A 25,561-nucleotide genomic window follows, 5' to 3' on the forward strand; every position below is an offset into this window, starting at 1 on the left:
GAAACGGCATGAAATCGGCAGCCGGGACAATCATGCCGGGCCGTGCCGGCGCTGCTGCGACTTCCCGGTTGCGAACCGTTTCGAAGCCTTAACTATCAAACACGAAGCCCATCCCAGTTCAATCAATACTAAGGTTCGGCCGAATAGAGAGGAGGCGCGTCAATCTTCCGGGTGAGCCAATGTTGAAAGTCCTCTCCTGCATCACAGTCCAGCACAGCCCCATGCACCTGGTCTTCGCGACCATCATATGTGTGCTTGGTTCGCTGCTCGCGATGCGCCTGTTCTCGCGCGCCAGGCGGGCACAGGGACTGCAGAGGGTCAACTGGCTGTTCCTCTGCGGGTTCATCGGAGGGGCCACGATCTGGACGACACATTTCGTCTCGATCCTCGGATATCGAACGCCGGTGAGCGATGGCTATGATGTGCTGCTCACGCTCGCCTCGCTAGTCCTCGGCATCGGTTCGACGATGACCGGTTTCATCATAGCGGCCATGGGTCGGAAGGGGACCATGGTCGAGGCCGGCGGTGTGATCCTCGGGCTCGGCATCGCCGCTATGCATTATACGGGCATGGCTGCGTACCAGCTCGAGGGAACGCTGGAGTGGAGCAGGTCCTATGTCGCCGTCTCGCTGGTCCTCGCCGCTATCCTGGGCGCAGCCGCGACCAATCGCGCGGTGCGTTCCAGGACGCGGTTCCGAAAATACGAGGCGGCGCTCGCACTGATCCTTGCTATCGTCTTGACCCATTTTACCGGAATGTCCGCGCTCACGGTCCTCGCTGAGCCAACGGCCGTCGTTTCGCCTGACATCATTTCCGATGGCGTCATGACGGGACTGGTCTCCGCGGTCATGGCCGTCATTCTGGCGCTCGGCGCCTCCACCTACGTCATCGATATCCAGTCCACGCAGGCGGCGGTCGAGCGCTACCGCCATCTCTCGCTTCATGACCCACTGACCAATTTGCCAAATCGCGCCGCCTTCAACGAGCACCTCGCGTCGCTGATGAACCGGCAGCAGGGCATGGTGGCGCGCCTGGCGGTGCTTTCCTTCGATCTTGATCGCTTCAAGGAGATAAACGACGTGCACGGCCATTCCGCTGGTGACGTTGTGTTGCGGACGATTGCCGAGCGCCTCAGTGGGATCATGGGGGAAGGGCAGTTCGTAGCCCGCGTCGGCGGCGACGAATTCGTCGCGGTTATGTACGACTATTTCATGCAGTCCGACGCGCGGGAACTCGCGCAGCGGGTTCTGGAGGAAATCACCAAGCCCGTCGACTGGCAGGGCCATTCACTTGCCGTCGGCTCCAGCATCGGCATTTCTACGTCCCCCGGTTATGCACGGAACATGGACGACCTCCTCTCGCAGGCCGATGTCGCGATGTACCGCGCCAAGTCGACGGCGACGAACACGATCTGCTTCTACGATCCATCGATGGACGAGGCAGCCCGTGAACGAAGCGCGCTTGCGATCGAGATGCGCGAGGGAATCCGCAATGGTGAGTTCGAGCTGTTCTACCAGCAGCAGAACGATACGGCCACTCGCGCCGTGATCGGCTTCGAGGCGTTGCTGCGCTGGCAACATCCGACGCGTGGCATGATCCCGCCCTCAGATTTCATCCCGATCGCGGAAAAGACCGGCTTCATCCTCGAACTCGGCGAATGGGTACTGCGAACGGCCTGTGCCGAGGCGGCGATGTGGAGGAACCCACTGCGCATTGCGGTGAACGTCGCGCCGCAGCAGCTGGCCGATAACCGTCTACCTGAGGTCGTGCATCAGGTGCTCCTCGAAACAGGCCTTTCCGCGGCGCGTCTGGAACTCGAGATCACTGAGTCCGGCATCATCGCCGACCACCAGCACGCCCTGCACATCATCCGCCGGCTGAAGGCGCTTGGCGTCCGGATCGCGATGGACGACTACGGCACCGGCTATTCCTCTCTCTCGACGCTGCAGACCTTTCCTTTCGACAAGATCAAGATCGATCGTGCATTCGTCGATGGCGTTGTTACCAACAAGCAGTCGGCAGCGATCGTGCGCTCGACCCTGATCCTCGCCGCAAGCCTTGATATCCCCGTCCTTGCCGAGGGTGTGGAGAACGAGGACCATATCGAGTTCCTGCGCAAGGAAGGTTGCTTGCAGGTGCAGGGCTTCCTTTTCGGCAGGCCGGCGCCGCGCAAGGAAATCGAGGACATCGTCAACCAGATGGTTGCCCCGCTTGCCATGGTGGATGAAGCGAAGGTGCCTGTCGCCGCCGAGGCGACCGAGCCGGCAGATGGCGCTGATAGGGCTGCCTGAGCGTCGCAAACCCTTCCGCTTGCGGAATCGCTGAAGTCTTCCCCGGAGATGCTGCCTCATTTCGGGTTACGAACGTAGCCTTTCAATGTCGAAATGCCACGCGCCCGAAACCGGGGCTCCCTAGCCTCAAGGGTGCGCTCGGGGGGCTCAGGGACTGATTCTCGGCACCGCCTTTGCGTTGTTCACCAAAGGGAGTCATTCCGACATGGCAATAGTGAACTCTTCGCAAACAGCTCAGATAGACCGTCAACTTGGAGAGGACGGTTGGTACGTGATCACTCCGGGCGAGATCGGCAAGATACGCACATCCGCTGCGGACACGAATGGAGCGTATACGATGCTGGAGGTGGTCGCGCAGCCGCTCAATGGCGTGCCTGTCCATATCCACACGAACGAGGACGAGCACTTCGTCATCCTGGAGGGTACGCTTCACTTCGCCAAGGGGGACGTGAAGCTGGATGCGCCTGCCGGTTCGACCGTCACCGTCCGCAAGGGCGTCTCACATGCCTGGTGCAATATCTCGGATGCGCCCGTCCGCATGTTGATCATCTTCTCGCCCGGACACGTCGAGGACATGTTCCGTGCCATCATGGCGGGAGCATCACAGGACGAGTTGGCCGCACTCACAGAGACCTTCGGCACCGTCATCACCGGCCCGCCGATGCGTGACGACATCTTCTCGTTCCTTTCTCCCCGGCAGTAAAATAATCAACCGCTCGGTTGGCCGACAGGCGGCGGATCGTTATATTCAACACTATGGTTGAGTATGGCGATCCAATGCTTGATGCGGTCTTTCATGCCCTGTCGGATCCCACCCGGCGGGCAATGTTGCGACGCCTCGCGGAAGGCGAGCAGAAGGTGGGGGAGCTTGCCGAGCCGTTCGACATATCGCTGGCAGCGGCGTCCAAGCATATCAAGGTGCTCGAAGGGGCGGGCCTCGTTCAGCGTGAGGTGCGCGGGAGAACTCACATCTGCAGGCTCGACGTGAGGCCGATGCATGCCGGCGTCGAGTGGATGCGCCACTACGAGAAGTTCTGGAACATGCGGCTCGACGTGCCGGACGAAATCCGGCGCGCCGGGGGTACGCGGCCCGAGGGGGAATGACCGTCATGAAGGCAACGCTGAACGGCGCTTGAGGCGTCGCCCATGCGTCGGCTTGCCCTGTCAGCGCCGGCATTCGCCCTGAGCAACGATGCGGAAGCCGCCGTTCCGTGCCTCGCAAGCGTTCGGGAAGGTCTGCACTCGACCGCCTCGCTCGCCGCAGACAGGTGCATATTCCATGGTGCACATCTGCGGGCCGGGTGATGGGGGCGGCGGGGGAGGTGCGGCGCGGCATTCGCCCTGAGCAACGACCCGGAAACCGTCCCTGCGAGCTTCGCAGGCGTTCGGGAAGGTTCGGGTACGTCCGGCGCGCTCGCCACAGACCGGAACGTATTCCCGCGTACATATCTGCGGACCGGGGGAGGGTGGCGGTGGAGGCGGCCGCGTGGGCCGGCACTCGCCGCGGCCAACAATCATGAAACCGCTGGCGCGAGCCTGGCACGCGTTCGGGAAGGTCTGGCTGCGGCCGCCCCGCTCGCCGCAAACCGGGGCATATTCCATCGTGCATATCTGCGGTGGCCGCGGGTTTGACGGTGGGGGCGAGTAGACGGGACCCGTCTCAACGGTGCATGCGGACAGAATGGGGAACAGCAGGGCGGCCGCGATTCGCGCAACGATCAGCAATTTCCGCGATCTGCTTTCATCTGTCCTGACCACGCGTATGCTCCTCCAAGCCGTTGCGGTCGCGAAAACCTAGCCGAAGTCGGGTGCGACATGAAGCCTCGCATTCGCTTCCGTGATCCAAGCCCAATAGACCGCACCGCCGGTGCGTCTCAGTCGAACAGGCTGGAGACGGACTCTTCCTGGCTCGTGCGGTTGATGGCTTCGCCGATCAGGTTGGCGGTGGTGATGACGCGGATATTGTGGGCCGACTGCACGCCGGTGGTCGGCTGGATCGAGTCGGTGATGACGAGCTCGCGCAGCTTCGACGAGGTTACGCGTGTTACCGCGCCGCCCGAGAGAACGCCATGGGTGATGTAGGCCGTCACGCTGGTTGCGCCATGCTTCAGGAGCGCTTCCGCAGCATTGACGAGCGTGCCGCCGGAATCGACGATGTCGTCGATCAGGATGCAGTCCTTGCCGGTCACGTCGCCGATCACGTTCATGACTTCGGATTCGCCGGGACGGTCCCGGCGCTTGTCGACGATCGCCAGGAGACAGTCCAGCCGCTTGGCCAGTGAACGGGCGCGCACGACGCCGCCGACGTCAGGAGAGACGACCATGACGTTGCTAAGGTCGTAATTCGCCTTGATGTCGCGTGTCAGGATCGGCACGGCATAGAGATTGTCCGTCGGGATGTCGAAGAAACCCTGGATCTGGCCGGCATGCAGGTCCAGCGTCAGCACGCGATCCGCACCGGCCTCGGTAATGAGGTTTGCGACGAGCTTGGCCGAGATCGGCGTGCGCGGACCGGGTTTTCTGTCCTGGCGGGCGTAGCCGAAATAGGGAAGAACAGCTGTGATGCGGCGTGCTGAAGAGCGACGCATTGCGTCGATCATGATCAGCAGTTCCATCAAATGGTCATTTGCCGGAAAGGACGTGGACTGGACGACGAAGACATCCTCGCCTCGCACGTTTTCCTGTATTTCTACGAAGATTTCCTGGTCCGCAAATCTCCGGACACTGGCCTTGCCCAAGGGAACATTGAGATAGCTGCAGATCGCTTCGGCAAGGTGCCGGTTCGAATTGCCTGCGAAAACCTTCATGTTGGTCCGCCTATAACCGCCTGATAGCCGCGCTTTTTAGCCAGCTTGCTTCTGAATGCAAGGGCCAAGGCGTCATATGCTTTTATATTTCTGAAAAGATTGTGGCTAACCGCCGCGCTGCTGGCGCCAGGACGAGAACTCGTCGATCGTTTTCGATGCGATCTGCTGCATGACGGACGCAGGCACCGCTGCCCAGGGATCGGCCGCAGACGAAGGCACGTTCTCCTGTCCCTGGATGCGGTGCAGTCGCGAGCCGCTGTTGTCGAGGACGTCCCAGACATAGACCACGGTGACGGAGGGGCCATCGCTGAAGGCGGAGAGATAGCCCTTGAGGATATAGCTGCTGCTCGCGTCGCCGGCGCTCCTGATCGTCAGCCCGTGCGAGCGTGCCTCGGCACCGAGCTGTCGCGACAGCGGGGTGACCGCCTGTACCGGCGCGCCGATGATAGGCAGGAAGCGGATGCTGTCGCCCCCCGAGGACGGTGTCAGGGCAGCTTGCTGGTTCTCAGCCGGTGCTGCGGGTTCATTACCGGTGGCAGGGGGTAGCGTCTCCGCCTCGACCGATGCGGTAGCGGAAGGTGCGGACGTGGCGCCGGAAAGCCGGTCTGCCTGTTCCTGGAGCGATGTGGGTGGTGCCCCGGTGCCTGCCTGGTAGGTCGGCTGAGCCGGAACCGCGCCCTGACCGTAGGCGGGATGATAACCGCCGGCCTGGGGCGGCGACGCAAAGGGTTGCTGTTGCGGGGCACCCGCCATCTGCGCCGTCTGGCTTTGCGTTACGGGAGAGGAGCTGAAACCCGTCGTGCTGCTGCCGATATCGACGCGCGGCACCAGGGCATCGGTCGTGTTGCAGCCGGAAAGAAGCACCAGAAGCCCAAGCACTGTCGCCGTTTTTCCGGATTTCGCCATGCCGCGACTACCCTCTCATTCTCCGCCGCTCCGGGGGGAGTATGGTTTCGGGCCCGTGCCTGTGTCAATTCCAGATTATGACGGCGGCTGCGACGGTTATTTGTTAACGAAATCGAGCGAGTGGCGCGAAAGGGCGCGCGGCGCATCGGTCGTCGTCAGATAGGTCTGGCCGAGCGTCATGGCGGTGCCGGTGTCGGAATCCATGATGATCATGTGCACGAAGAGCGACATGTTCGCCTCGATCTCCTGCGGATTGCCGACATGGAACATCTGGTGCTCCATCCAGGAAGGCGAGAACCGCGCGCCGAGCGAATAGCCGCATGCGTTCAGGCGATGGCGGGCAAGGCCGCGTTCGTCCATGATCTTGGCATGCATGTCGAAGACGTCGCCGAAAGTGTGCCCCGGCCGCAAGACCGTTTCGATCGCCTGGATTGTCTCGCGGGCGGCACTGTAGAGTTCGCGGTGGCGATGCGTCGGTTCGCCGACAACGATCGTGCGCATCATCCCTGCGTGGTAGTGCGCGTAAGCGCCGGCCCATTCGAGCGTCAGCTGGTCGGTGGCCTCGAGCTTGCGGCGTCCGGCCTTGTAGCGGCACAGCAAGGCGTCGGCGCCGGAACCGATGATGAATTCGTTGGCCGGGTAGTCGCCGCCGCCAGAGAAGACTGCGCCCTGCATCGCGGCAAGGATATCGGCCTCGCTGGCTCCGGGACCCGTCAGCGCAAGCGCCGCATCGAATGCATCGTCCGCAAGGCTTGCGGCGCGCTCGACATAGGCGACTTCCGTCGGGCTCTTCACCAGCCGCAGGCGGCTGACGAGGTAGGACGCATCGCTCATCTGTCCGAAGGTCGAAAGCTGGGCGTCGAGGAGGCGTGCCACGCGGCCGGTCATGCCATGCGTGTCGTACTCCACGCCGATGCGGGCGCCGAGCAGATCCATTTCGTCGAGCAGATCCTTGAGGTCCATGGTCGGGTCCGCGTTCACGCGGTCGACCCAGATGTGGATGTTCTCGAGGATAGAGGTGTGCCGGGCCTGGCGCAGGTCTGCGGAGCGGGTCAGCAGCGCCATGGTCCCGTCCGCCTTGACGACAAGGGTCTGGAAGAAGCAGTAGCCGAAGGTGTCGTAGCCGGTCAGCCAGTACATGCTCTCCTGCGCGAACAGGAGGAGAGCATCAAGCTTCTCCTCGGCCATTTTCGCGGTCAGCATCTGGAGGCGGTTGGCGAATTCGTCGGGTTCGAAATGCAGTGCCATGTCGATCAGGCCTCCACAATTGCAATTGCTGAAATCTGCCGCCCGTAGTCCGGTTCCCCGGCATGGGTGGTGCGGCGATATGAAAAGAAACGGTCGGTATCGGGGTAGGTGCAAAGATCGAGGCTCTCGGCCTGCACGCCGGCATTCCGCAGGCGTTGCACCGTGAGGCCCTGGAGGTCGAACATCGCGTGGCCGGGCTTCGGCGACGGGACGAAGTAACCCTCGTAAAGCGGGTTACTCGCCAGGAAACGGTCGATGAACTCAGGGCCGACCTCGTAGTTCGCCTGGGAGATCGAAGGGCCGAGGCAGGCGATGATCGCATCGCGCTCCGCCCCGAGATTGACCATGGCTTCTACCGTGTTTTCGAGGACGCCCGTCAGCGCTCCCTTCCAGCCGGCATGAGCTGCGCCAACGATCCTTCGCTCAGGGTCGGCAAAGAGGATGGGGCCGCAATCGGCACTCAGGACGCCGATCACGATGCCAGGAGTTGCGGTGACCATCGCATCCGCTTCGGGGCGCGAACCGTCATAGCGCGCATCGACCGTCACCACGTCCGGCGAATGCACCTGGTGGACGGTCGCCAGCCTTTCAGGCGGCAAGTCGAACCAGCGCGCCACGCGGGCACGGTTCTCGATCACGTTTTCTCTCTCGTCATTGGAGCCGAGGCCCACATTGAGGCCGCGATAGAGCCCTTCGGATACACCACCCGTGCGCGTGAAGTAGCCGTGGCGAATGCGATCGCCGGTCGCTTCCTTCAGCAGGACGCTTTCGATCGGAGCTGGAAGTGCTTCGTTCTTCATGGCGTGCGTCCGATTTTCAGTGAAGTTGAATGTTACGACACGTCGCCAGAGCGACGCGTCCCGATTGGGTGCGATGTTGGCTCAGCCGGCAGCGGCATGTCAATCCACCGCGCGGAACGGCATGAGGTCGACGGCCGGCGCCGAAACGGCAAGGACCTTGAAAAGCTCGCCCATCTTGCCTTCGCCGGCGCCCGCGAGCCGCTCGACGGCGGCCTGGATGCCTTGCCGCACATATTCGGTCTTATCGCGACCAAGTGCCCCGGCTCGTTCCATCAAGCCAAGGCCGATCAGGAAATCGCCCTGGTGGACGCATCCGTTGACGTGGATGCGCGCGGCAATCGCGGTCTCGGCAAGAGCCTGGAAGTCGACATGGCTCGTCAGGTCGGCTTCGCCCGGATGGCTGAGGGGAGGATCGAATTCGTGCATCCGGACCGCCTGGAGCGTGTCGCCGAACCCTGAGACCATGTGGCCGTAGTCGATGATCAGGGCGGTGCCGCCATGGTCGTTCAGCCGGTTGCAGATCTTCGTCATCACCGCTTCCCGGGCGGGCGCAGCCTCGAAGATCGTGCCGGGGGGCACATCCTGCACCGGGGCGGGCAGAAGCGAAGGGTCGATACCCGCCATGCCGGCGGCAAAAGCGAGCCTTCCCTCCGCATCGAGGCCGATCATGCGTTCGCGAAAACCGGTCGGAGTTCGCACGAACTGGCGAAGCGGTATCGCATCGAAAAGCTCGTTGGCGGCAAGCAGCGTGAAGCCGGCCGGGACGTCATCGAAATCCGAATGCCAGGCGACCCTGCCGTCCTGCTCGGAGAGCGTCTGGCGCTGGACTTCCTGGAGCCGGGGGCTCGTCTCCACGAGATGGACGCTCAGCCCCTCATAAAGAGGCGGTGCGAGACGTGCGACGACGCGCAGCATGTCCGCCATCATCGTGCCGCGGCCGGGACCGACCTCCACGAGGCGAACCTCGGCGGGCGTGCCGTGACGCTGCCAGGCGTGAACCATGAACACGCCGATCATCTCGCCGAAAAGCTGGCTGATCTCCGGCGCGGTCACGAAGTCGCCGGCGCGACCGAAGGGATCGCGCGTCTTGTAGTACCCATGCTCGGGATCGGCCAGGCAGAGAGAGAAATAGTCGGTCACGCTGATCGGACCGTTCGCCTGGATGAGCGCTTTCATCTTTTCTGCGAGAGCGGTGGTCATCATGGGCTCTCGACTCTCAAACCTGCCCGTGCGAGACGGGCTGCGCGCGGCGGGCGCGGATCATCGCCCAAATGCCGAGCAGGAGCATCGGCGAGGAAAGCACCATGCCCATCGTCAGCCAGTTCGTCCCGGCGAGGTAGCCGATCTGCGCGTCCGGCTCGCGGAAGAACTCCACGAGAATGCGGCAAAGCCCGTAGCCGCAGATGAAGGCGCCCGCAACGAAGCCGGGCGTCTTCAGTGCCAGCATGCGGTGGGTAAGCAACCGCAGGAAAAGGAGAAGGGCAATTCCTTCGAGGCCCGCCTCGTAAAGCTGGCTCGGATGGCGCGTGAAGGGGCCGCCGGTCGGAAATTCCATTGCCCAGGGCACATCGCTGATGCGGCCCCAAAGTTCACCGTTCACGAAATTCGCGATGCGCCCGAAGAAGAGGCCGAAAGGCACCACCGCAGCCACGATGTCGAAGAGGCTCCAGACCGGAATGGCGTTGCGGCGGGCGAAGAGAATCATCGCGATCGTCGTGCCGATCAGCCCGCCATGGAAAGACATGCCGCCATTCCATATCTCGATCGCCCGCACAGGATTTTCAAGAACGGACGGCAGGTCATAGAACAGGATGTAGCCGATACGACCGCCAAGAACGATGCCGAGCGCCACCCAGACGATGAAGTCGTCAAGATGTGTCTTGGTCATCGGCGCTGCGTTGCCAATCCAAAGCCTGTCGTTCGCGACCAGTTGGCGTGCATAGAGCCAGCCAAGAAGAATGCCCGCCACATAGGCGAGGCCATACCAGTGGACCGCAACAGGGCCGATGGAGAAGGCAACCGGATCTATCTCCGGGAAGGGAAGTATGGCGAGAAGGTTGGCGGCTGTCTGCAAGTTATTCCGTCCGTTGATGTGCGCGGAAGATGGCTCTGCGCGAGAAAGCGGTCAAGTCGATTGTGCGGCGAGCATGATTTAGGCAAGCGCAGTATGCGCGGCAGCGCTTGCATCAGAGGAGCCGAAGCCCTACCTCATCTGTATATGCCGGACATGGCCCCGGGCCACGGCGCGAAGGGAGAAAAATCATCATGTCGACTGGACCGAATCGAATCATGGACGAATTCGCGAAGCTGATGACGGACGCCGCGGGCGCCGCGCAGGGCGTGCGCCGTGAGATCGAAACCGCCTTCAATGCTCAGGCCGAGCGCTGGCTCAACAGCATGGATATCGTCAAGCGCGAGGAATTCGAGGCGGTGCGCGAGATGGCCGTCAAGGCGCGCGACGAGAACGAGGCGCTGCTCGCAAGAATTGAAGCGCTGGAAGCAAAGCTTTCCTCAGCGGGCAAATAATCTCTTCCACGGAGGCGGCGGATCTGCCGCCTCCTGTTATCCCAGAAATTTGCGTGCCTTTTTTTCAACCTGTGGACACTGCCAAAAAAGCCAGTCGCCAGAGTCGGTTATGGCGCCCTCGTGAATCCAAGTTCCAGAAGCTTTCCACAGAGTCGGTTCCCAAATTCCCAATTGAGGGCTGGCAGGTCCGCCGGGTCATTATACACTGATTTTAAATGATGATTCGAGACGGACTTGGTAAGCCCCAGGCAGGGTGACGGTGTTAGTCTGGCAACCGTTCGACGATCATTCGAAGTGGTGATTTCCGGTAGTAGAGTGTGTTTTTTCTGTGTCTGTACACGAAGTGATCGCATTCAATCCGGTCGAAAAGGTGTTGCATGAGCCTGATGGAAATGGAATTTCAACGTCATTCCAACCCGGTCGATACGATCGAATTTGTCGCGGCGACCAACGACTGGTCGTTTGAGCGCTCCGGCGAGGACGAGATTGCTATGACCGTCGAGGGACGGTGGGCCGATTATCATCTTTCCTTCTCCTGGATGGAGGACTTCGAGGCGCTGCATCTCGGCTGCGCATTCGACGTCAAGGTTCCGGACGCTCGCCTGAACGAGGTGATCCGGCTGCTTTCCCTGATCAATGCGCAAGTGCTCATGGGACATTTCGACCTGTGGCGCCAAGAAGATGTCGTTATTTTCCGGCAGTCTCTGCTTCTTTCCGGCGGCGCGGAAGCGACGAACCAGCAGGTCGAGGCACTGCTTTCAAATGCTCTCGACAGCAGCGAGGCCTATTACCAGGCTTTCCAGTTCGTCGTCTGGTCGGGCATGGATGCCAAGCGCGCCCTGGATGCCGTGCTCTTCGAAACCGTGGGTGAAGCGTGAAATGAAGCCAGACCAGTCATCGTCCGACAATCCTATCGTCCTGGTCGGCGCCGGGAACATGGGCGGCGCGATGCTGTCGGGCTGGTTGAAGAGCGGCGTTTTCGGCTCCTCCGTCGTCGTGGTCGATCCTGGCCCTTCGGAGGCCATGCTTTCGCTGATCGCCGATGCGGGCGCAAGGCACGTGCAGGCCGTCCCCGACACGTTGAAGGCCGGGGTTCTCTTTCTTGCCGTCAAGCCGCAGGTGATGGAGGCCGTATTGCCTTCGGTCAGGACCTGCGTGAGTAAGGAAACGGTCGTCGTATCGGTCGCCGCCGGCAAGACGCTCGCTTCCCTGGAGAAACATCTCGGTGAAGCTGCGATGGTGCGCGCCATGCCGAATACGCCTGCGATGATCGGGCGGGGCATCACGGGCGCCTATGCCAATGAACGGGTGACGGCCGCACAGCGCGACCGGGTCTTCAATCTCCTGAAGGTATCCGGTCCTCTGGAGTGGGTTGCCACGGAAGCGGATATCGATGCCGTGACGGCCGTTTCGGGCAGCGGGCCGGCCTATGTCTTCTATCTCGTCGAATGCATGGCAGAGGCAGGACGCAAACTCGGCCTGCCGGCGGACCTCGCCATGCGTCTTGCACGGGAAACCGTCTCGGGGGCTGGTGAACTTCTGCACCAGTCCCCCGATGACGCCTCGCGCCTGCGCCAGAACGTGACGTCTCCCGGCGGTACGACCGCCGCCGCTCTCGCCATCCTCATGGCCGAGAACGGGATGCAGCCGCTTTTCGATGCGGCGATCGCCGCCGCCCGCAAGCGGGCCGAGGAACTGGCCGGCTGAGCGGGGAGAGGGAATGTCCGAAGAGATCACCTATGCGGATTTCGAGCGCGTCGACGTTCGCGTCGGCACCATCATCGAAGTGAAGCCCTTTCCGGAAGCGCGCAAGCCCGCCTACAAGCTCATGATCGATTTCGGCCCCGAGATCGGGGTGAAGAAATCCTCCGCGCAGATCACGGTCCATTATACGCCGGAAGAGCTGGTTGGCCGGCAGGTGCTCGGCGTCGTCAACTTTCCGCCCCGCCAGATCGGTCCCTTCCGCTCGGAGGTTCTGACGCTCGGCTTCGAGGACGAGACCGGCGCGATCGTGCTTGCCGGCGTGGGGCAGCCGGTACCTGATGGCAGGAAGCTAATGTAGGCGCGTCGGCGCCTCAGTGGATGTCGCGGGAAACCGGATCCGTCAGCGTGAAATCGATAAACTCGGCCTCGAATCCCTTACGCTGCGGCGAGCAGAAGGCAGGGCCGACCATGATGTCCTGCATCGACGGATCGAAGTAGGCGAGGCGCGCCATGCGCCAGTCCGGCTGCCGGTCCGTGCAATATTGAATGAAGAGCGCGTCGCCATTGCGGGTCACGCGCACGGACATCTCGTCGAAATCATGATCGAGCCGGAAGGCGGACCAATCGGAATTGCGGTTGGTCACGACGACGCTGAAATGCTTCGCGCCATCGGTATATTCGATGCCGCATTTCATCCAGTGCCCGGCATCCGCGCGGATCATCAGCCCCGCCTGGTCGTAGAGTTCCTCGTAACGGCCGGTGAACGTGACGGTCGCGGTGAAGTCTCCCTTGCGCTGCGCGTGCAGGAAATGACCGTCGTCGCGGTGGAAGCCGTAATAGGTTCCCTGCCAGAAATCAGTCTTTTCGCCAGTGACCACGTGTAGGCGCCCGTTGCGCACCTCGGCGCTCGGCGGAGGATTCAGCCATTTCATGGCGCTGATATCGATCGTCATGGGGCTTCCCTGGGTTTCCTGTTCAGGCGGGGATGCGGATCGTGGCTCTCAGGCCGCCGAGCGGGCTGTCGCCGAGCGTGACATTGCCGCCATGGCTGCGGGCGATGTCGCGCACGATCGCGAGGCCCAGCCCGGTGCCGGAATCATCGAGGTTGCGTGCTGAATCGAGACGAAAGAACGGCTTGAAGACGTCGTCTCGCGCGTTCTCCGGAATGCCGGGACCGTCGTCGTCGAAGGTAACGGTCAGCCACTTGGTGCCATGCTTTGCCTCGATCCGCAGCTTGTTAGCATATCGGCGGGCGTTCGAGGCGAGGTTGGTGACTAGCCGCGTGAAGGCGTTCGGCCGCACCAGAATGCTGTCGTCGCCATCGATGGCGTAACTCAGTTCCTTGCCATGGAGGGAGAAGTCAGCCTCGAGTCTCTCGAAGACTTCGTTAAGGCTGAGGTTGCCGACATCCTCCTCCGTCTCGCCGCGGGCGAAGGCCATGTAGCCTTCCAGCATGGTCTGCATGTCCTGGACGTCCTCGTTCATGTTCTGCAGGTCCGGATTGTCGCCGGCGAGCGCCAACTGCAGCTTGAAACGGGTGAGAACGGTGCGCAGGTCGTGGCTGACGCCGGAGAGCATGGTCGTGCGCTGTTCGATCTGCCGTTCGATGCGCTCGCGCATGAGAATGAAGGCAAGGCCGGCGCGGCGTACCTCGTCGGCGCCTCGGGGCAGGAAATCGTCCGGCTTCTGCCCCTTGCCGAAGCTTTCGGCGGCTTTGGCGAGCGAGAGGATCGGCCGGATCTGCCCGCGAAGGAAGAGGATCGAGATGCCGATCAGGACCAGCGAGGTGCCGATCATCCAGAGCAGGAAGATATGGGTATTCGAGGCATAGGCCTGGCTGCGCCGCGCGAGCACTCGCAATATCTTGTCGTCGAGCTGGATCCGGATCTCGATCAGGCTGGAATCGCCAAGCGTGTCGAGCCAGAAGGGCCGGCGGATCTGGTCGCTGATCTCGTCGCTCAGGATACCGTCGAGGATCGAGAAGAATGGCTTGGCACGGGGAGGCGGCAGGTCGCCATAGGGCTCGATCGAGATATTGAGGTTGAGCTTCTCGCGAGCGATGCGAATGATCTCGCTGTAGTCGGCGTCCTGCGGGTAGGTCTCGATGATATCGATGATCCCGGCGATGTCGCGGGTGACGGCCATCGAGAGCCGCTGGGTCACCATCTGCCAGTGCCGTTCCATGAAGACGGCTGCGACGACGGACTGGAGCAGGATCATTGGAATGATGATGATCAACAGCGAACGGGCATAGAGGCCAGTCGGAAGCTGGCGGCGCATCCACCTGCCGAACGAACGCAAGGGTGGCGTGACCGATCGCTCCTGATCGCGCCGAAAGGAGTCAAGTATCGCTGTCAGATTGCCGATCCTGCCGGAGTTCGCCATGTGTCGCTCAGTCGATGCTCAGCCGATAACCAATTCCCCGCACAGTCTGCAGCCAGACCGGATTGGCCGGATCGTCCTCGATCTTGCGGCGCAGCCGGTTTATCTGGACATCGATCGTTCGTTCGCCCACCTCCGCATCGTCGCCGATCAACTCGTGACGCGGGATCGTGTCTCCGGCGCGCCTCGCGAAGAGAAGCATGATCTCCTGCTCGCGATCCGTCAGGCGGATGAGTTCGGACGCCTTCTTCAGTTCCTTGCGAACAAGCGAGAAGGTAAACGGGCCGAACATGATCTGCTCGATCTTGGGCGCTTCGGGGGAAGTGTTGCGCCGCAGGATGTTGTTGATACGCAAGACGAGTTCGCGCGGGTCGAAGGGCTTGGCCAGATAATCATCGGCTCCAGCCTCCAGGCCCTCGACGCGTGAGTTAGCCTCAGTCAGCGCCGTCAGCATGATGATCGGCACGCTCTTGATCGTGCGCAGCACCTGGGTGAGTTCTATACCGGTTTCGCCGGGCATCATCACGTCCATGATGATCAGGTCGAAATCCAGCCCCTGCAGCTTGCGCCTCGCTTCGCCGCCGTCGGCGGCAACCGTGACGCGGAAGCCGTTTTCAGTGAGATAGCGGTTTAGAAGTGCACGAATACGGGTATCGTCGTCCACCACGAGGAGGTGAGCCGCGTCATCCGAAATCATCGTCTTCATCATCATCTCTCAGCCGGTTCCGATCTTTGCTGGTCCCGCATTCCCCTCAGGAACCGCCTGACGCTTTCGCGCTCCTGCGGAGATGCGCTTTCGAATGCGCGTTCAATGCGGCGCGATTGCGGCCCTGCCAAGGCAAGCGCGAGCTCCCGACCCGCCTGTGTCGGATAGAGCTTCCTCTGCCGCCGATCCTCCGGGCCTGCAACCTGCCGAATATAGCCTGAATCAATCAGCTGTTTGAGGACCCTCGCAAGGCTTTGCTTGGTTATTTTCAATGTATCCAGAAGATCGGCAACGGTCATGCCGGGTTCGCGGTTAACGAAATGTACCACGCGGTGGTGCGCCCGTCCAAAGCCGCTCCCGGCAAGGATTGCATCCGGATCGGAGACGAAGTCCCGGTAGGCGAAAAAGAACAGTTCGATGATCTCGAAATCGATGGTATCGGTATTGCTCATGGGTGTCGCCAGCGGCTCCGGCCTGGCTGCTTTCGGGCTGGTCTGTCGTGGCACCTCGGCATTTCCTTTCTTGTTCTGCGTCTCGCGGGAAATTATCGTAAAAATATGTCAGCTTTGTTGACATATTTTTACGTCATTGATAGCTTCCGCGAACTTTCCGAAGCTGTGCCCAGTGGCGGTCTGGCCGGCAAACCGGGCCCGGCTTCGTGAAACTTCAGCATACTGCGTGTTTCCCTCTTGCCTCAGTGGATAGAGCGTAATTGGGACAATAATCAACAGGCATGGCGCCTCGGCGCCGGAGGATAGGCAAATGGCTTCAGTTCCTTTCGATCAACTGGATGGAGAGATCTGGTTCAATGGTGAGTTCGTCGCCTGGAAGGAGGCGAAGATTCACGTGCTGACACACGGCCTCCACTATGCCAGCGCGGTTTTCGAAGGCGAACGGGCCTATGGGGGGCGCGTCTTCAAGCTGACAGAGCACAACGAGCGGCTCCATCGCTCGGCCGAAATCCTGGGCTTCAAGATTCCCTATTCCGTTGCCGAGCTCGATGCGGCGACGATCGAGCTCTTGCAGCGGCAGGGCTTCTCCGATGCCTATGTGCGCCCGATCGCCTGGCGCGGCAGCGAGATGATGGGCGTTTCTGCCCAGAACAACCGCATCAATGTCGCGATCGCGCTCTGGCAGTGGGGCAGCTATTTCAATCCGGCCGAGAAGCTCAAGGGCATCCGCCTCGATATCGCCGAATACCGTCGCCCCGATCCGAAGACGGCGCCGGTGGCATCGAAGGCCGCGGGTCTCTACATGATCTGCACGATCTCCAAGCATGCCGCAGAAGCAAAGGGATATGCGGACGCGATGATGCTGGACTATCGCGGGCAGGTGGCCGAGGCGACCGGTGCCAACATCTTCTTCATCAAGGACGGAGTGATCCACACTCCGACCCCGGACTGCTTCCTGAACGGCATCACCCGCCAGACCGTGATCGAGCTTGCATGCAGACGCGGCCTCCAAGTCGTCGAACGCGCGATCATGCCGGAGGAGCTCGACAGCTTCAGCGAATGCTTCCTGACCGGCTCTGCGGCGGAGGTAACTCCTGTTTCGGAAATCGGCCCATATCGCTTCACGCCCGGCAAGATCTCCGAAACCCTGATGAACGACTACGTCAAGGAAGTTTACCCGGCAGCTGTCGCCGCCGCGTAATAGGGTCGAACTCGTCTCGGCGATCAGGCGCGTTTCATCGGCGCCGGTCGCCGTTTCGATGTTGTATTATCGAGCGCGGGCCATTACGCCGCCGACGATCGACGAAAGAATGCCGCCGCCGATCAGGCCGCCGATCGCATCCGCGACCAGTCCGGTCAACGCAGCTTCCCCGCCTACCATGTGCAGCAGCATACCGCCGCCAATGCCGCCGATTGCGCCCGCTATGGTGCGCGCGACGACGGCGATTGCGGTCTGCTTGAGGGCCGCGCTCGCAGCATTGCCGCCAACCGCGCCCGCGATTGCCTGGGTTATGAGTGGCATAAGGGCTTCCATGACCTTCTCCTCCCGACGGAATTCCACCGTCACGTCGGCCCGATGCAAGAGATGATGCGGCGGGTCGACCCGCGTTTCCGCCCCCGCCGGTATTGGCGAGGAATGGCGCGTCGATAATTAGCATTTTATCATATTCAAGGGGCGACGGCAGGGAAAAAGCAACTCAAACGGGAGAGCTTGCACTTATGGTAAACGCGCGCCCGGAAACGAAAAAGGCGGCCCGCGGGCCGCCTCGTTCAGGTTTCTGTTGGCATCAGGTCAGTTGTAGACATAGACGATGCGACGCGTGCCGGGATCGACCAACACGGGGCGATCGTTCACGCGCATATAGCTGTACTGGTAGTCCGGTATCGTGCGGACCGTGACTGTCTGCGGAACCGTTGCGCCAACCACCACGTCACCGTTTAGACGGACCGCGTCGACGGGGTTCTCGTCGATGTAGGTGCGTACGGTGGTCGGTGGTGTAATGGGATCGACCTCTTCCACCGGACCGATCAAATCGTCGTCGGGGCTCGGCTGCACAGGAGGCTGGACGCTGCTGACGATCATGCCATCCGGCTGCTCATAGGTGACTGAGGGGACGCCAAGGTCGGCGCGGTGCTCTTCGACGATCATGGGGGCGCCGTTCTGCTGAACTTCCAGATACTGCGCATAGGCCCAGCCGCGAACACCGTTGACATCGATGCGGCACCAGCGGCTGCCTTCGATGCAACCACCGAGAACTGCAGTGGAGCCGCGCGTCGCGAGCCCAGCTGAGGGATATTGCGGGCCGGGGCCGGAACGGATGTTGAGATCGTTGATCGTGGTCGCGACCATCTCTGCCCGTGCGAGCCCCGTGCTGGCTAGCAGCAAGGCGCCGGCAAGGATGATATTGGTTTTCACGGTCATCTGATTTCTCCGTTGTTGTCGATGGGCAGGTAACGCGTGCCTCCCGGCGATGTTCCTTCACGGGATGTGACGCGGTGAAATGCAATGCAAATCCGCGTCGCCCGGAGGTTGCGACATCGCGAATTGAGGGCGAATGCACTTTGAGGCTTCTCCGGGGGCAGCTCTCGCTATATGGAGGACGCAAAGGCAAGCAATGCGAGGCATTCATGGGTATGCTCCAGGCCGGCATCATTCCGGTCACACCCTTCCAGCAGAACTGCACCATCCTGTTCGATCCGGATACCAGGGAAGGGGTCGTGGTGGATCCCGGCGGCGACATCGACGTCATACTCCAGACCGTCAAGGAAAACGGCATCACGCTCAAGGAGATCTGGCTCACGCATGGTCATATCGATCATGCAGGCGGTGCGCAGGACCTGAAGGATGCGCTCGGTGTCACGATCGTCGGTCCACATGAGGACGACCTGCCGCTGCTGCAGGGTCTCGAAAAGCAGGCCGCGATGTTCAACGTGCCGATGAAGGTGCGCAACGTCATGCCGGATCGCTGGCTGAAGGACGGCGACAAGGTTTCCTTCGGCGACCACGAATTTGAAGTCTATCATTGTCCGGGACATGCCCCTGGCCACGTGATCTACTTCAACCGTGCTCAGAACTTCGCCCATCTCGGCGACGTGCTCTTCAACGGCTCGATCGGCCGCACCGATCTGCCGGGGGGCAACCACCAGCAGCTTCTGGCATCGATCCGTGACAGGGTCCTGCCGCTTGGCGACGATGTCGGCTTCATCTGCGGACATGGACCTGGCGGTCGCATCGGCGAGGAGCGCCGGAACAATCCCTTCCTGCGCGGCATCTGAATCAAAAAGCGCCGCTTGTGAGCGGCGCTTTGAAACTCCTCGGCTGTAGCAGTCTATCAGCCGGCGGTGCAGAAGTGGCGCATGCCGTCGTAGCCGACATAAGTGCCGCTGCGGCCGTCAAAGCTGCGGTAGCGGTAAGAGCAATAGCGCATCCACTGCGGCGACCAGGGACGCAGGTCGTCGCTGACATAGCGCGCCGGGGGGGCACCATAGTAGTCGTCCTCGACATAGGCGCGGCGCGGAACGCGATAGACCGGCACCGGATCATATTCGGGTTCGACATAGACCGGAGCGGGCTCGACATAACGCGGGCCGCTGTTGGCGATCGCGGAGCCTACGATGAGGCCGGTTGCAAGGCCGATGGCACCGCCGACAAGCGCGTCGTTATTGTTATTGTTGTGATGGCGCCAATAGCGATCGCCGGCAGAGGCAGTCGCGACCGAAGACAGCGCGAGCGCGGCAGTGGCGGCGGAAAGAATAATGGATTTGACGAGCCTGTTCATCGTGTCCTGTCCTTGATGGCGGGCGGGCAATCCGTCCGTATGCAGCAATGATCCAAACTTATTCGGGACAAGCTGAATGCAGGCTGAACGATAAAACCCGGCATTTCTGCCGGGCTTTAGCTTGATTTTGGAAGCTTTTACAGTGCTTTAGCCAGCGATCTGAAGATTGACAGCCTTCGGCCCCTTGCCACGGCGATCAGGTTCCGTGTCAAAGCTTACCTTCTGGTTTTCGGAGAGTCCTGCCAGGCCGGAGGCCTGAACTGCAGAAATATGGACAAAGATGTCGGCGCCACCTTTGTCGGGCTTGATAAACCCGAAGCCCTTGTCGGTATTGAAGAATTTTACAGTGCCAGTCTCGGCCATGCGTCAGGTCCTTTTGTCTCTGCCCGCCATCCACACGGGCAGCATTGTAGTATTGCCCTGAGGGGGCGTGAGCAGGCAGTTCTTGAATTGTAAGGAAAAGGTCCCGCTACTCCGCCGGGATCCTAAAACGACTCTCTCGCATCGTTCTCTGACCTGGCTGGCCGGATTATCAGCGTCTCCGGCGCGCATGCTTTATAAGGACTTCCCGTGCTCGCAAAATGCCCGAACAATACTGAGAGTGCTGTGTTTATTTATAATTGGCAAGCAAAAGTTTTTTAACGTCTTCTTCGGAACGGGCTCGCGTGATCGCGTCGCAGTAGCCAAATTCACGAATTTTTGGCGCCCGTTACCGCGCGGACACGGTTTTTGTATCGTCTGCAATATAATTTTGGGGTGATTTTGCCAAAAGTCGCCCGATGGCGGCATATATGACGCGGTTCTAAAAAAATGCGCGCGCCCGGCCGAAATACTTCATGAAGCAGCGCCTCAAATGCAGGTCACTAGGCCGCCGAAGCCCGCCGACGGTCCAGTTCGGGCACCAGTTCGACAATCAACATTGCCGCAAGCATGATCGCGCATCCAGTATAGCCGAGCGACGGCATGGTCTCGCCAAGAAAGATCGCAGCAAGCGCCGAGCCGAACAACGCCTCCGAAGAAAGGAAGATCGCGGCCTGGGACGCCGTAGTATAGCGTTGGGCGATAACCTGCAGGACGAAGGCCAGGGCGGAGGAGAAGACACCGACATAGAGGATCTCTCCGGCTGCTGCGCGGATGATTTCAAAGCTGATGGGCTCGACTGCCACTGCCACTGCAAGGGCTGCCACTGCCGTGACGGCGAACTGCGTCGCAGAGAGCGCAAGGGGGCGGCCAGTCTTGCTTACCGCGATACCCGCCAGCGTAATCTGGATCGCCCAGAAGACGGCGCAGATCACGGTCAGGCCGTCGCCTTTTGTCAGCTGCGAGAGCTGGCCGCCGGAGAGAAGGAATATGCCTGACAGCGCCAGCAACGCGCCAGGCCATATGATCCAATGCGGCGCGCGACGCAGGAAGACCACGGCAATCAGCGGAACGAAGATTACATAGAGCCCGGTGATGAAGCTCGAATTGGTGACCGTCGTCGTCAGGAGGCCGATCTGTTGCGAGGCCGCACCGCAGAAGAGGGCGAGGCCCACGAGAAGGAAAGCCAGCCTGTTGCTATTGGTCAGCGGTCGGGCGGCCTTGCGGGCTTCCAGCCAGACGAAGGGGAGCACGACCAGGGTTGCAACTGCAAAGCGCAGCCCTATGAACCAGAACGGGCCGATCGCCTTCATCGCTGTCGATTGCGCGACAAAGCCGCCGCCCCAGATCGCTGCTGCCAGCAACAGAACAAGATTCGCCTGAACGCGCGTCATGTGCACCTTGTAGGGAAGGGATGCGGGGAGGGCCGGCCGGATCGGCCGTGTTTCAGCCGGACCGTTAGCAGTTGAAGCCGGCCGAGGCAAGCGCGCGGGATCTTGGGTTCGGCCTTGCGCCATTACAAGGCAATCAACCCTGAGGCTTGTCCGCCCTCGAGACGCGAAGGAGTTCGCCGTTGTCCTTGTCGGTCAGCATCAGGATCGCACCATCCGGCGCCACGACGACATCGCGGATGCGTCCGTAGGATCCTGCGAACATCCGCTCCTCGGCGACAAATGCGCCGCTGCTGTCCCGTTCCATGCGGGAGAGTAGCTGGAATTTCAGCGCTGCGATCAGGACATCACCATCCCACTCCGGAAACATCTTGCCGCGGTAGACTGCGATGGCGCCGGGGGCAATCGACGGGTCCCAATAGTAGAGGGGCTGTTCAAGGCCCTCCTTCGCCGTGCCTTCCCCGATCTCGGCGCCGGAATAATCCCGTCCATAGGTGATGATCGGCCATCCGTAATTCTTGCCGGGCTCCGGCGCATTTATCTCGTCGCCGCCGCGAGCGCCATGCTCGACCGTGTAGAGCCTGCCATCGGCCGCGTCGAAGGTAATGCCCTGCGGATTCCTGTGACCCTTGGACCAGATCTCCGGCAAGCCCCTGGCGCCGGTCCGGTCGGGATTGGAGGCCGGAATGCTGCCATCGGGATTGATGTGGATGATCGAGCCGGCATCGTCCCGCCAGTCCTGCGAGCGGTCCCGGTTTCCGCGGTCACCGATGCTGACGAAAAGGCTGCCGTCCTTGTCGATTGCGATGCGCGAGCCGTACTGGATGTTGCCGCCCGTGAAGCGCTTCATTGCAAAGATCTCGGTGACGTTAGCCAGGCTGCGTTCGTCCGGGGAAAGGGCGGCGCTGAAGACTACCGTTCCGGAGCCACCGCCACGGCGGAGCGCGGCCGTAAAGTAGATCTTGCGGTTCGTCGCGAATGCCGGGTCCAGTGCAACATCCATCAGGCCGCCCTGTCCGCGTGCGCTGACTTGCGGCACGCCGCTCAGAGGTGGCGAGAGCCTGCCGTCGCGGATGACGCGCATCCGGCCCGGGCGTTCGGTGACGAGGTAGGCGCCGTCCGGCAGCACCTCGACGGCCCATGGATGTTCGAGACCGTCGGCGACGGTTTCGACGTGGACGGTCGTCTTCTTGGTGGGGACGTCTTCTGGCGTATCAGCCCAGCTTGCGCCGCCTGCCAGAGCGGCGGCGATCGCAATTATGCCGGCACGCACATACGTGCTGCGGTCCACCCTGCTGCCCATTTGCGTTCCCTTTGTTCCTGCCTCTTACTGGCAAGTTGGAGAGACGGGCGAGACCGTTCAAGGCCAGACGGCCGGCAAAATGCCGCCGATAACGTGATCGTGTTCGGCGAAATGCTGCGGCACGGCGGCGCTCTAGCCGAGCATGCTTTCCGCATGAACCGTCGAAATCACCCCGAGCAACATGACGACGCAGGCGACAAGGATGATTGCTGCAAGCCACACGAAGGAGAGGCGGTTGCGAGAACGCAATCGCCTGGTGGCATTTTCGTCGTCAAGAAACATTGCTTACCTTTGTCTGCACAGTGCGCGCAGAAGAATCCTTTAAATGGACGCCTTCGCGACCGAATTGCGGCAGCGGAGAGTATTTGTCTGGGCTAATTCATGGCAATCAAGATATACGCCGATGTCTCTGATTTTCGGGCGCGATCGACCCGCCCGCAGAAACGATCCGGGCTGACGCAACTTTGATCCGGTCGAGAGGGCCACATCGGGGAGGGGTGAGGATCGCTGAAAGTGCCGTCCGGCAAGCGATTCATCACGATAAATCATGCGGCCATGACGCGTTTAAGCTTGAAACATTGCCCCACATTCGACATAGAGCTAACCGCAGAAATCTGGTCCAACAGCTTTCTGCTGAATTCAACCGAACAGGACCGATCGCCATGGCCTTTCTTGCCGACGCACTTTCCCGCGTAAAGCCCTCCGCCACCATCGCCGTCTCCCAGAAAGCCCGGGAACTCAAAGCCAAGGGCCGCGATGTGATCGGGCTCGGCGCCGGCGAACCTGATTTCGATACGCCCGACAATATCAAGAAGGCCGCCATCGACGCGATCAATCGCGGCGAGACGAAGTACACGCCGGTCTCCGGCATTCCGGAGTTGCGCAAGGCGATCGCCGCAAAGTTCAAGCGCGAGAACGGCCTCGAATACACCCCCGAGCAGACGATCGTCGGCACCGGCGGAAAGCAGATTCTTTTCAACGCCTTCATGGCGACGCTGAATCCTGGTGACGAAGTCGTCATTCCGGCGCCCTACTGGGTTTCCTATCCAGAAATGGTGGCGCTCTGCGGCGGCACGCCCGTCTTCGTTTCGGCCACTCAGGAGCATAATTTCAAGCTCCAGCCGGCCGACCTCGATAAGGCGATCACGCCGAAGACCAAGTGGCTTGTCTTCAACTCGCCGTCCAACCCGACCGGCGCGGCCTATACCCATGCCGAACTCAAGGCGCTGACCGACGTCCTGCTGAAGCACCCGCATGTCTGGATCCTCACCGACGACATGTACGAGCACCTGACCTACGGCGACTTCAAGTTCGTCACGCCCGTCGAGGTGGAACCGAAGCTGTACGATCGTACGCTGACCATGAATGGCGTCTCGAAGGCCTATGCGATGACTGGCTGGCGTATCGGCTATGCGGCCGGGCCGCTGCAGCTCATCAAGGCCATGGACATGATCCAGGGCCAGCAGACCTCCGGCGCGACCTCCATTGCCCAGTGGGCGGCCGTCGAGGCCCTGAACGGCACGCAGGATTTCATCCCGAAGAACAAGAAGATCTTCGAAGGCCGCCGCGACCTCGTCGTATCGATGCTGAACCAGGCGAAGGGCCTCGTTTGCCCCGTGCCGGAAGGCGCCTTCTACGTCTATCCGTCCTGCGCCGGCCTCATCGGCAAGACTGCGCCGTCAGGCAAGGTCATCGAGACGGACGAAGACTTCGTTTCGGAGCTGCTGGAGAGCGAAGGCGTTGCGGTCGTCCACGGCTCGGCTTTCGGCCTTGGCCCGAACTTCCGCATCTCCTACGCGACTTCCGAAGAACTGCTCGAGGAAGCCTGCCGCCGCATCCAGCGCTTCTGCGCTGCCTGCAGGTAAGCACGCATAGACATCCTACGCGAAGGCCCGCCGGCGACGGCGGGCTCAGACTGCTGACAAACCTCTTGTGGTTCGAACACCCTGATACTCCGTCATTCCGGCCTTGAGCCGGAATCCAGCCAGCTGCGCGTCTGCGCGGCGAAAGAGTCTTTCGCGATCAAGGACTTGATCGCGCTGGATACCGGCACGAGGCCGGTATAGCGGTGGCGGGTATTTTGCCGCTCTCCAAACAATCAATCGCGTTGGCGGCTTCGTCAGCAGTCTGGGCGCGCCGACGACGGCGGGCTTTTTTGTTGGCAATTGACGATGTAGCTGCATGTGGCTACATTGTTGTCATGAAGACTGTTTCGATCCGGGATGCGAAGAATCGCCTGACAGAACTCGCCCGAGAGGTCGAGAACGGGGAGACCATTGTCATCACCCGCAATGGGCGGCCGATCCTCGATCTCGTACCGCACCAGAAGCGCGGCGGCATCGACCTGAAGGCTGGTGAAGCCTATCTCAAGGCTCACGGCATTGATCGGACGGAAGGCTTGATCGCCGACGATTTTGACGATCAGCTGCCTGAGGACTTTCTGATCAGGCCATCGTCTTATTGAGATGCGGTTTTTGCTCGATACTCACGTTGTGCTTGCCATCGTCCAGAGGGAATTGGGCGTACGATTTCCGGTGATAGAGACGGTATTGTCGGAGGCCTCCTCGGAGGTCTTTGTCAGTGTCGCTAGCTTGTGGGAAATGGCAATCAAGACCCGCCTTGGCAAACTTACGCCGCGCCTTCCGCTCGACGTCATCCCCGATTATCTTCAGGCGTCCGGACTAAGCATTCTGACGATTGACGTTCCCCACGTCATCACCGCAGCAGAGCCCGAGCCGGAGACACGTGATCCATTCGATCGCCTTCTTCTGGCGCAGTGCCTGGTGGAAGGGCTGCAACTAGTCACCGTCGATCGAGCGCTGGCCGATCACCGGCTCGCCTTCAGGTTCTGATTCAATAGCCTCGCAATTCGATTCCGCCTTTTGCTCCAAGCTCTTGAAATCCGG

30 protein-coding genes are annotated in these 25,561 nt (G+C 61.2%); 12 read left to right on the plus strand and 18 right to left on the minus strand.

From position 1 onward, the window contains the following. Window positions 1-179: 179 nt before the first annotated feature. The 3 genes from EV286_RS05575 to EV286_RS05585 all read left to right on the plus strand — a co-directional run bounded on the left by EV286_RS05575 (window position 180) and on the right by EV286_RS05585 (window position 3,395). The gene (locus EV286_RS05575; RefSeq protein WP_132956027.1) at window positions 180-2,291 is read left to right on the plus strand and encodes a bifunctional diguanylate cyclase/phosphodiesterase; all 2,112 of its coding nucleotides are present in this window, start codon (window positions 180-182) and stop codon (window positions 2,289-2,291) included. A gap of 205 nt (window positions 2,292-2,496) precedes the next feature. Next, window positions 2,497-2,994: a cupin domain-containing protein gene (locus EV286_RS05580; RefSeq protein WP_132956028.1), complete on the plus strand. Its 498-nt coding sequence runs from the start codon at window positions 2,497-2,499 to the stop codon at window positions 2,992-2,994. Window positions 2,995-3,047: 53 nt separating this feature from the next. Next, a complete protein-coding gene (locus tag EV286_RS05585) occupies window positions 3,048-3,395 on the plus strand; it encodes a metalloregulator ArsR/SmtB family transcription factor (RefSeq protein WP_132956029.1) in 348 nt (115 codons plus the stop codon). Window positions 3,396-3,455: 60 nt separating this feature from the next. Here EV286_RS05585 and EV286_RS05590 read toward each other — a convergent pair whose 3' ends face one another. The 7 genes from EV286_RS05590 to lgt all read right to left on the minus strand — a co-directional run bounded on the left by EV286_RS05590 (window position 3,456) and on the right by lgt (window position 10,126). Continuing rightward, the gene (locus EV286_RS05590; RefSeq protein ID WP_245500636.1) at window positions 3,456-4,016 is read right to left on the minus strand and encodes a Kazal-type serine protease inhibitor domain-containing protein; all 561 of its coding nucleotides are present in this window, start codon (window positions 4,014-4,016) and stop codon (window positions 3,456-3,458) included. Window positions 4,017-4,165: 149 nt separating this feature from the next. Beyond that, window positions 4,166-5,098, minus strand: coding sequence for a ribose-phosphate pyrophosphokinase (locus tag EV286_RS05595; RefSeq protein WP_132956031.1), 933 nt, complete (start codon window positions 5,096-5,098; stop codon window positions 4,166-4,168). Between the two features lie 105 nt (window positions 5,099-5,203). After that, window positions 5,204-6,004 (minus strand): hypothetical protein, encoded by an 801-nt coding sequence (locus EV286_RS05600; protein WP_132956032.1) that lies wholly within the window; start codon window positions 6,002-6,004, stop codon window positions 5,204-5,206. A gap of 96 nt (window positions 6,005-6,100) precedes the next feature. Beyond that, window positions 6,101-7,252 carry a Xaa-Pro peptidase family protein gene (locus EV286_RS05605; protein ID WP_132956033.1) on the minus strand — a complete coding sequence of 384 codons (1,152 nt, stop codon included), beginning with the start codon at window positions 7,250-7,252 and terminating at the stop codon, window positions 6,101-6,103. Window positions 7,253-7,257: 5 nt separating this feature from the next. Beyond that, window positions 7,258-8,052, minus strand: a complete 795-nt coding sequence (gene pgeF, locus EV286_RS05610) for a peptidoglycan editing factor PgeF (protein ID WP_132956034.1) — start codon at window positions 8,050-8,052, stop codon at window positions 7,258-7,260. A gap of 99 nt (window positions 8,053-8,151) precedes the next feature. Beyond that, entirely contained in the window at window positions 8,152-9,252 is a 1,101-nt protein-coding gene (locus tag EV286_RS05615; protein WP_132956320.1) for a class I SAM-dependent methyltransferase, read from the minus strand. Between the two features lie 16 nt (window positions 9,253-9,268). Continuing rightward, entirely contained in the window at window positions 9,269-10,126 is an 858-nt protein-coding gene (lgt, locus tag EV286_RS05620) for a prolipoprotein diacylglyceryl transferase (protein WP_132956035.1), read from the minus strand. Window positions 10,127-10,317: 191 nt separating this feature from the next. On the opposite strand from lgt, the gene EV286_RS05625 reads away from it, so the two are divergent. From EV286_RS05625 to EV286_RS05640, 4 genes are all read left to right on the plus strand, one after another. Beyond that, a complete protein-coding gene (locus EV286_RS05625; RefSeq protein WP_132956036.1) occupies window positions 10,318-10,578 on the plus strand; it encodes an accessory factor UbiK family protein in 261 nt (86 codons plus the stop codon). A 377-nt stretch (window positions 10,579-10,955) separates the two neighbouring features. Next, window positions 10,956-11,456, plus strand: a complete 501-nt coding sequence (locus tag EV286_RS05630) for a YbjN domain-containing protein (RefSeq protein ID WP_132956037.1) — start codon at window positions 10,956-10,958, stop codon at window positions 11,454-11,456. A gap of 1 nt (window position 11,457) precedes the next feature. Continuing rightward, a complete protein-coding gene (gene proC / locus EV286_RS05635; RefSeq protein ID WP_132956038.1) occupies window positions 11,458-12,285 on the plus strand; it encodes a pyrroline-5-carboxylate reductase in 828 nt (275 codons plus the stop codon). Window positions 12,286-12,298: 13 nt separating this feature from the next. Next, entirely contained in the window at window positions 12,299-12,640 is a 342-nt protein-coding gene (locus EV286_RS05640) for a tRNA-binding protein (protein ID WP_132956039.1), read from the plus strand. Between the two features lie 13 nt (window positions 12,641-12,653). Here the strand turns inward: EV286_RS05640 and EV286_RS05645 are convergent, their stop codons facing one another. The 4 genes from EV286_RS05645 to EV286_RS05660 are packed head-to-tail and all read right to left on the minus strand — an operon-like array spanning window position 12,654 to window position 15,876. After that, the gene (locus EV286_RS05645) at window positions 12,654-13,235 is read right to left on the minus strand and encodes a DUF1349 domain-containing protein (RefSeq protein ID WP_132956040.1); all 582 of its coding nucleotides are present in this window, start codon (window positions 13,233-13,235) and stop codon (window positions 12,654-12,656) included. Window positions 13,236-13,257: 22 nt separating this feature from the next. After that, the gene (locus EV286_RS05650) at window positions 13,258-14,667 is read right to left on the minus strand and encodes an ATP-binding protein (RefSeq protein WP_132956041.1); all 1,410 of its coding nucleotides are present in this window, start codon (window positions 14,665-14,667) and stop codon (window positions 13,258-13,260) included. A 7-nt stretch (window positions 14,668-14,674) separates the two neighbouring features. Further along, on the minus strand, window positions 14,675-15,376 hold the full coding sequence (locus tag EV286_RS05655; protein WP_132956042.1) for a response regulator transcription factor: 702 nt from the start codon (window positions 15,374-15,376) through the stop codon (window positions 14,675-14,677). Continuing rightward, entirely contained in the window at window positions 15,373-15,876 is a 504-nt protein-coding gene (locus EV286_RS05660; protein WP_132956043.1) for a MarR family transcriptional regulator, read from the minus strand. The genes EV286_RS05655 and EV286_RS05660 overlap by 4 nt, the downstream gene beginning before the upstream one ends. Window positions 15,877-16,132: 256 nt before the next feature. Between EV286_RS05660 and EV286_RS05665 the strand changes: the two genes are divergently transcribed. Next, a complete protein-coding gene (locus tag EV286_RS05665) occupies window positions 16,133-17,023 on the plus strand; it encodes a branched-chain amino acid aminotransferase (protein WP_132956044.1) in 891 nt (296 codons plus the stop codon). A 66-nt stretch (window positions 17,024-17,089) separates the two neighbouring features. Here the strand turns inward: EV286_RS05665 and EV286_RS05670 are convergent, their stop codons facing one another. Further along, window positions 17,090-17,356 (minus strand): hypothetical protein, encoded by a 267-nt coding sequence (locus EV286_RS05670; protein WP_132956045.1) that lies wholly within the window; start codon window positions 17,354-17,356, stop codon window positions 17,090-17,092. Window positions 17,357-17,614: 258 nt separating this feature from the next. Further along, entirely contained in the window at window positions 17,615-18,244 is a 630-nt protein-coding gene (locus tag EV286_RS05675; protein ID WP_132956046.1) for a DUF1236 domain-containing protein, read from the minus strand. 206 nt (window positions 18,245-18,450) lie between these two features. On the opposite strand from EV286_RS05675, the gene EV286_RS05680 reads away from it, so the two are divergent. Next, window positions 18,451-19,098 (plus strand): MBL fold metallo-hydrolase, encoded by a 648-nt coding sequence (locus tag EV286_RS05680; protein WP_165932784.1) that lies wholly within the window; start codon window positions 18,451-18,453, stop codon window positions 19,096-19,098. A 56-nt stretch (window positions 19,099-19,154) separates the two neighbouring features. Here the strand turns inward: EV286_RS05680 and EV286_RS05685 are convergent, their stop codons facing one another. The 5 genes from EV286_RS05685 to EV286_RS31875 all read right to left on the minus strand — a co-directional run bounded on the left by EV286_RS05685 (window position 19,155) and on the right by EV286_RS31875 (window position 22,937). Continuing rightward, window positions 19,155-19,601, minus strand: coding sequence for a BA14K family protein (locus tag EV286_RS05685; protein WP_132956047.1), 447 nt, complete (start codon window positions 19,599-19,601; stop codon window positions 19,155-19,157). A 147-nt stretch (window positions 19,602-19,748) separates the two neighbouring features. Then, a complete protein-coding gene (locus tag EV286_RS05690) occupies window positions 19,749-19,964 on the minus strand; it encodes a cold-shock protein (protein ID WP_004116423.1) in 216 nt (71 codons plus the stop codon). Window positions 19,965-20,464: 500 nt separating this feature from the next. Further along, window positions 20,465-21,355, minus strand: a complete 891-nt coding sequence (locus EV286_RS05695) for a DMT family transporter (RefSeq protein WP_132956048.1) — start codon at window positions 21,353-21,355, stop codon at window positions 20,465-20,467. Between the two features lie 133 nt (window positions 21,356-21,488). Continuing rightward, window positions 21,489-22,655: a PQQ-dependent sugar dehydrogenase gene (locus EV286_RS05700; protein ID WP_132956049.1), complete on the minus strand. Its 1,167-nt coding sequence runs from the start codon at window positions 22,653-22,655 to the stop codon at window positions 21,489-21,491. Between the two features lie 132 nt (window positions 22,656-22,787). After that, window positions 22,788-22,937 carry a hypothetical protein gene (locus EV286_RS31875; protein ID WP_165932785.1) on the minus strand — a complete coding sequence of 50 codons (150 nt, stop codon included), beginning with the start codon at window positions 22,935-22,937 and terminating at the stop codon, window positions 22,788-22,790. A 380-nt stretch (window positions 22,938-23,317) separates the two neighbouring features. Between EV286_RS31875 and EV286_RS05705 the strand changes: the two genes are divergently transcribed. The 3 genes from EV286_RS05705 (at window position 23,318) to EV286_RS05715 (ending at window position 25,507) form a co-directional block, all read left to right on the plus strand. After that, window positions 23,318-24,520 carry a pyridoxal phosphate-dependent aminotransferase gene (locus EV286_RS05705; RefSeq protein ID WP_132956050.1) on the plus strand — a complete coding sequence of 401 codons (1,203 nt, stop codon included), beginning with the start codon at window positions 23,318-23,320 and terminating at the stop codon, window positions 24,518-24,520. 335 nt (window positions 24,521-24,855) lie between these two features. Then, window positions 24,856-25,119, plus strand: coding sequence for a type II toxin-antitoxin system prevent-host-death family antitoxin (locus tag EV286_RS05710; RefSeq protein ID WP_132956322.1), 264 nt, complete (start codon window positions 24,856-24,858; stop codon window positions 25,117-25,119). A 1-nt stretch (window position 25,120) separates the two neighbouring features. Then, on the plus strand, window positions 25,121-25,507 hold the full coding sequence (locus EV286_RS05715) for a type II toxin-antitoxin system VapC family toxin (RefSeq protein ID WP_132956051.1): 387 nt from the start codon (window positions 25,121-25,123) through the stop codon (window positions 25,505-25,507). Window positions 25,508-25,561 lie beyond the last annotated feature (54 nt).

The organism is Rhizobium sp. BK251 (assembly GCF_004345245.1).
In the GTDB taxonomy this organism is placed as follows: domain Bacteria; phylum Pseudomonadota; class Alphaproteobacteria; order Rhizobiales; family Rhizobiaceae; genus Rhizobium.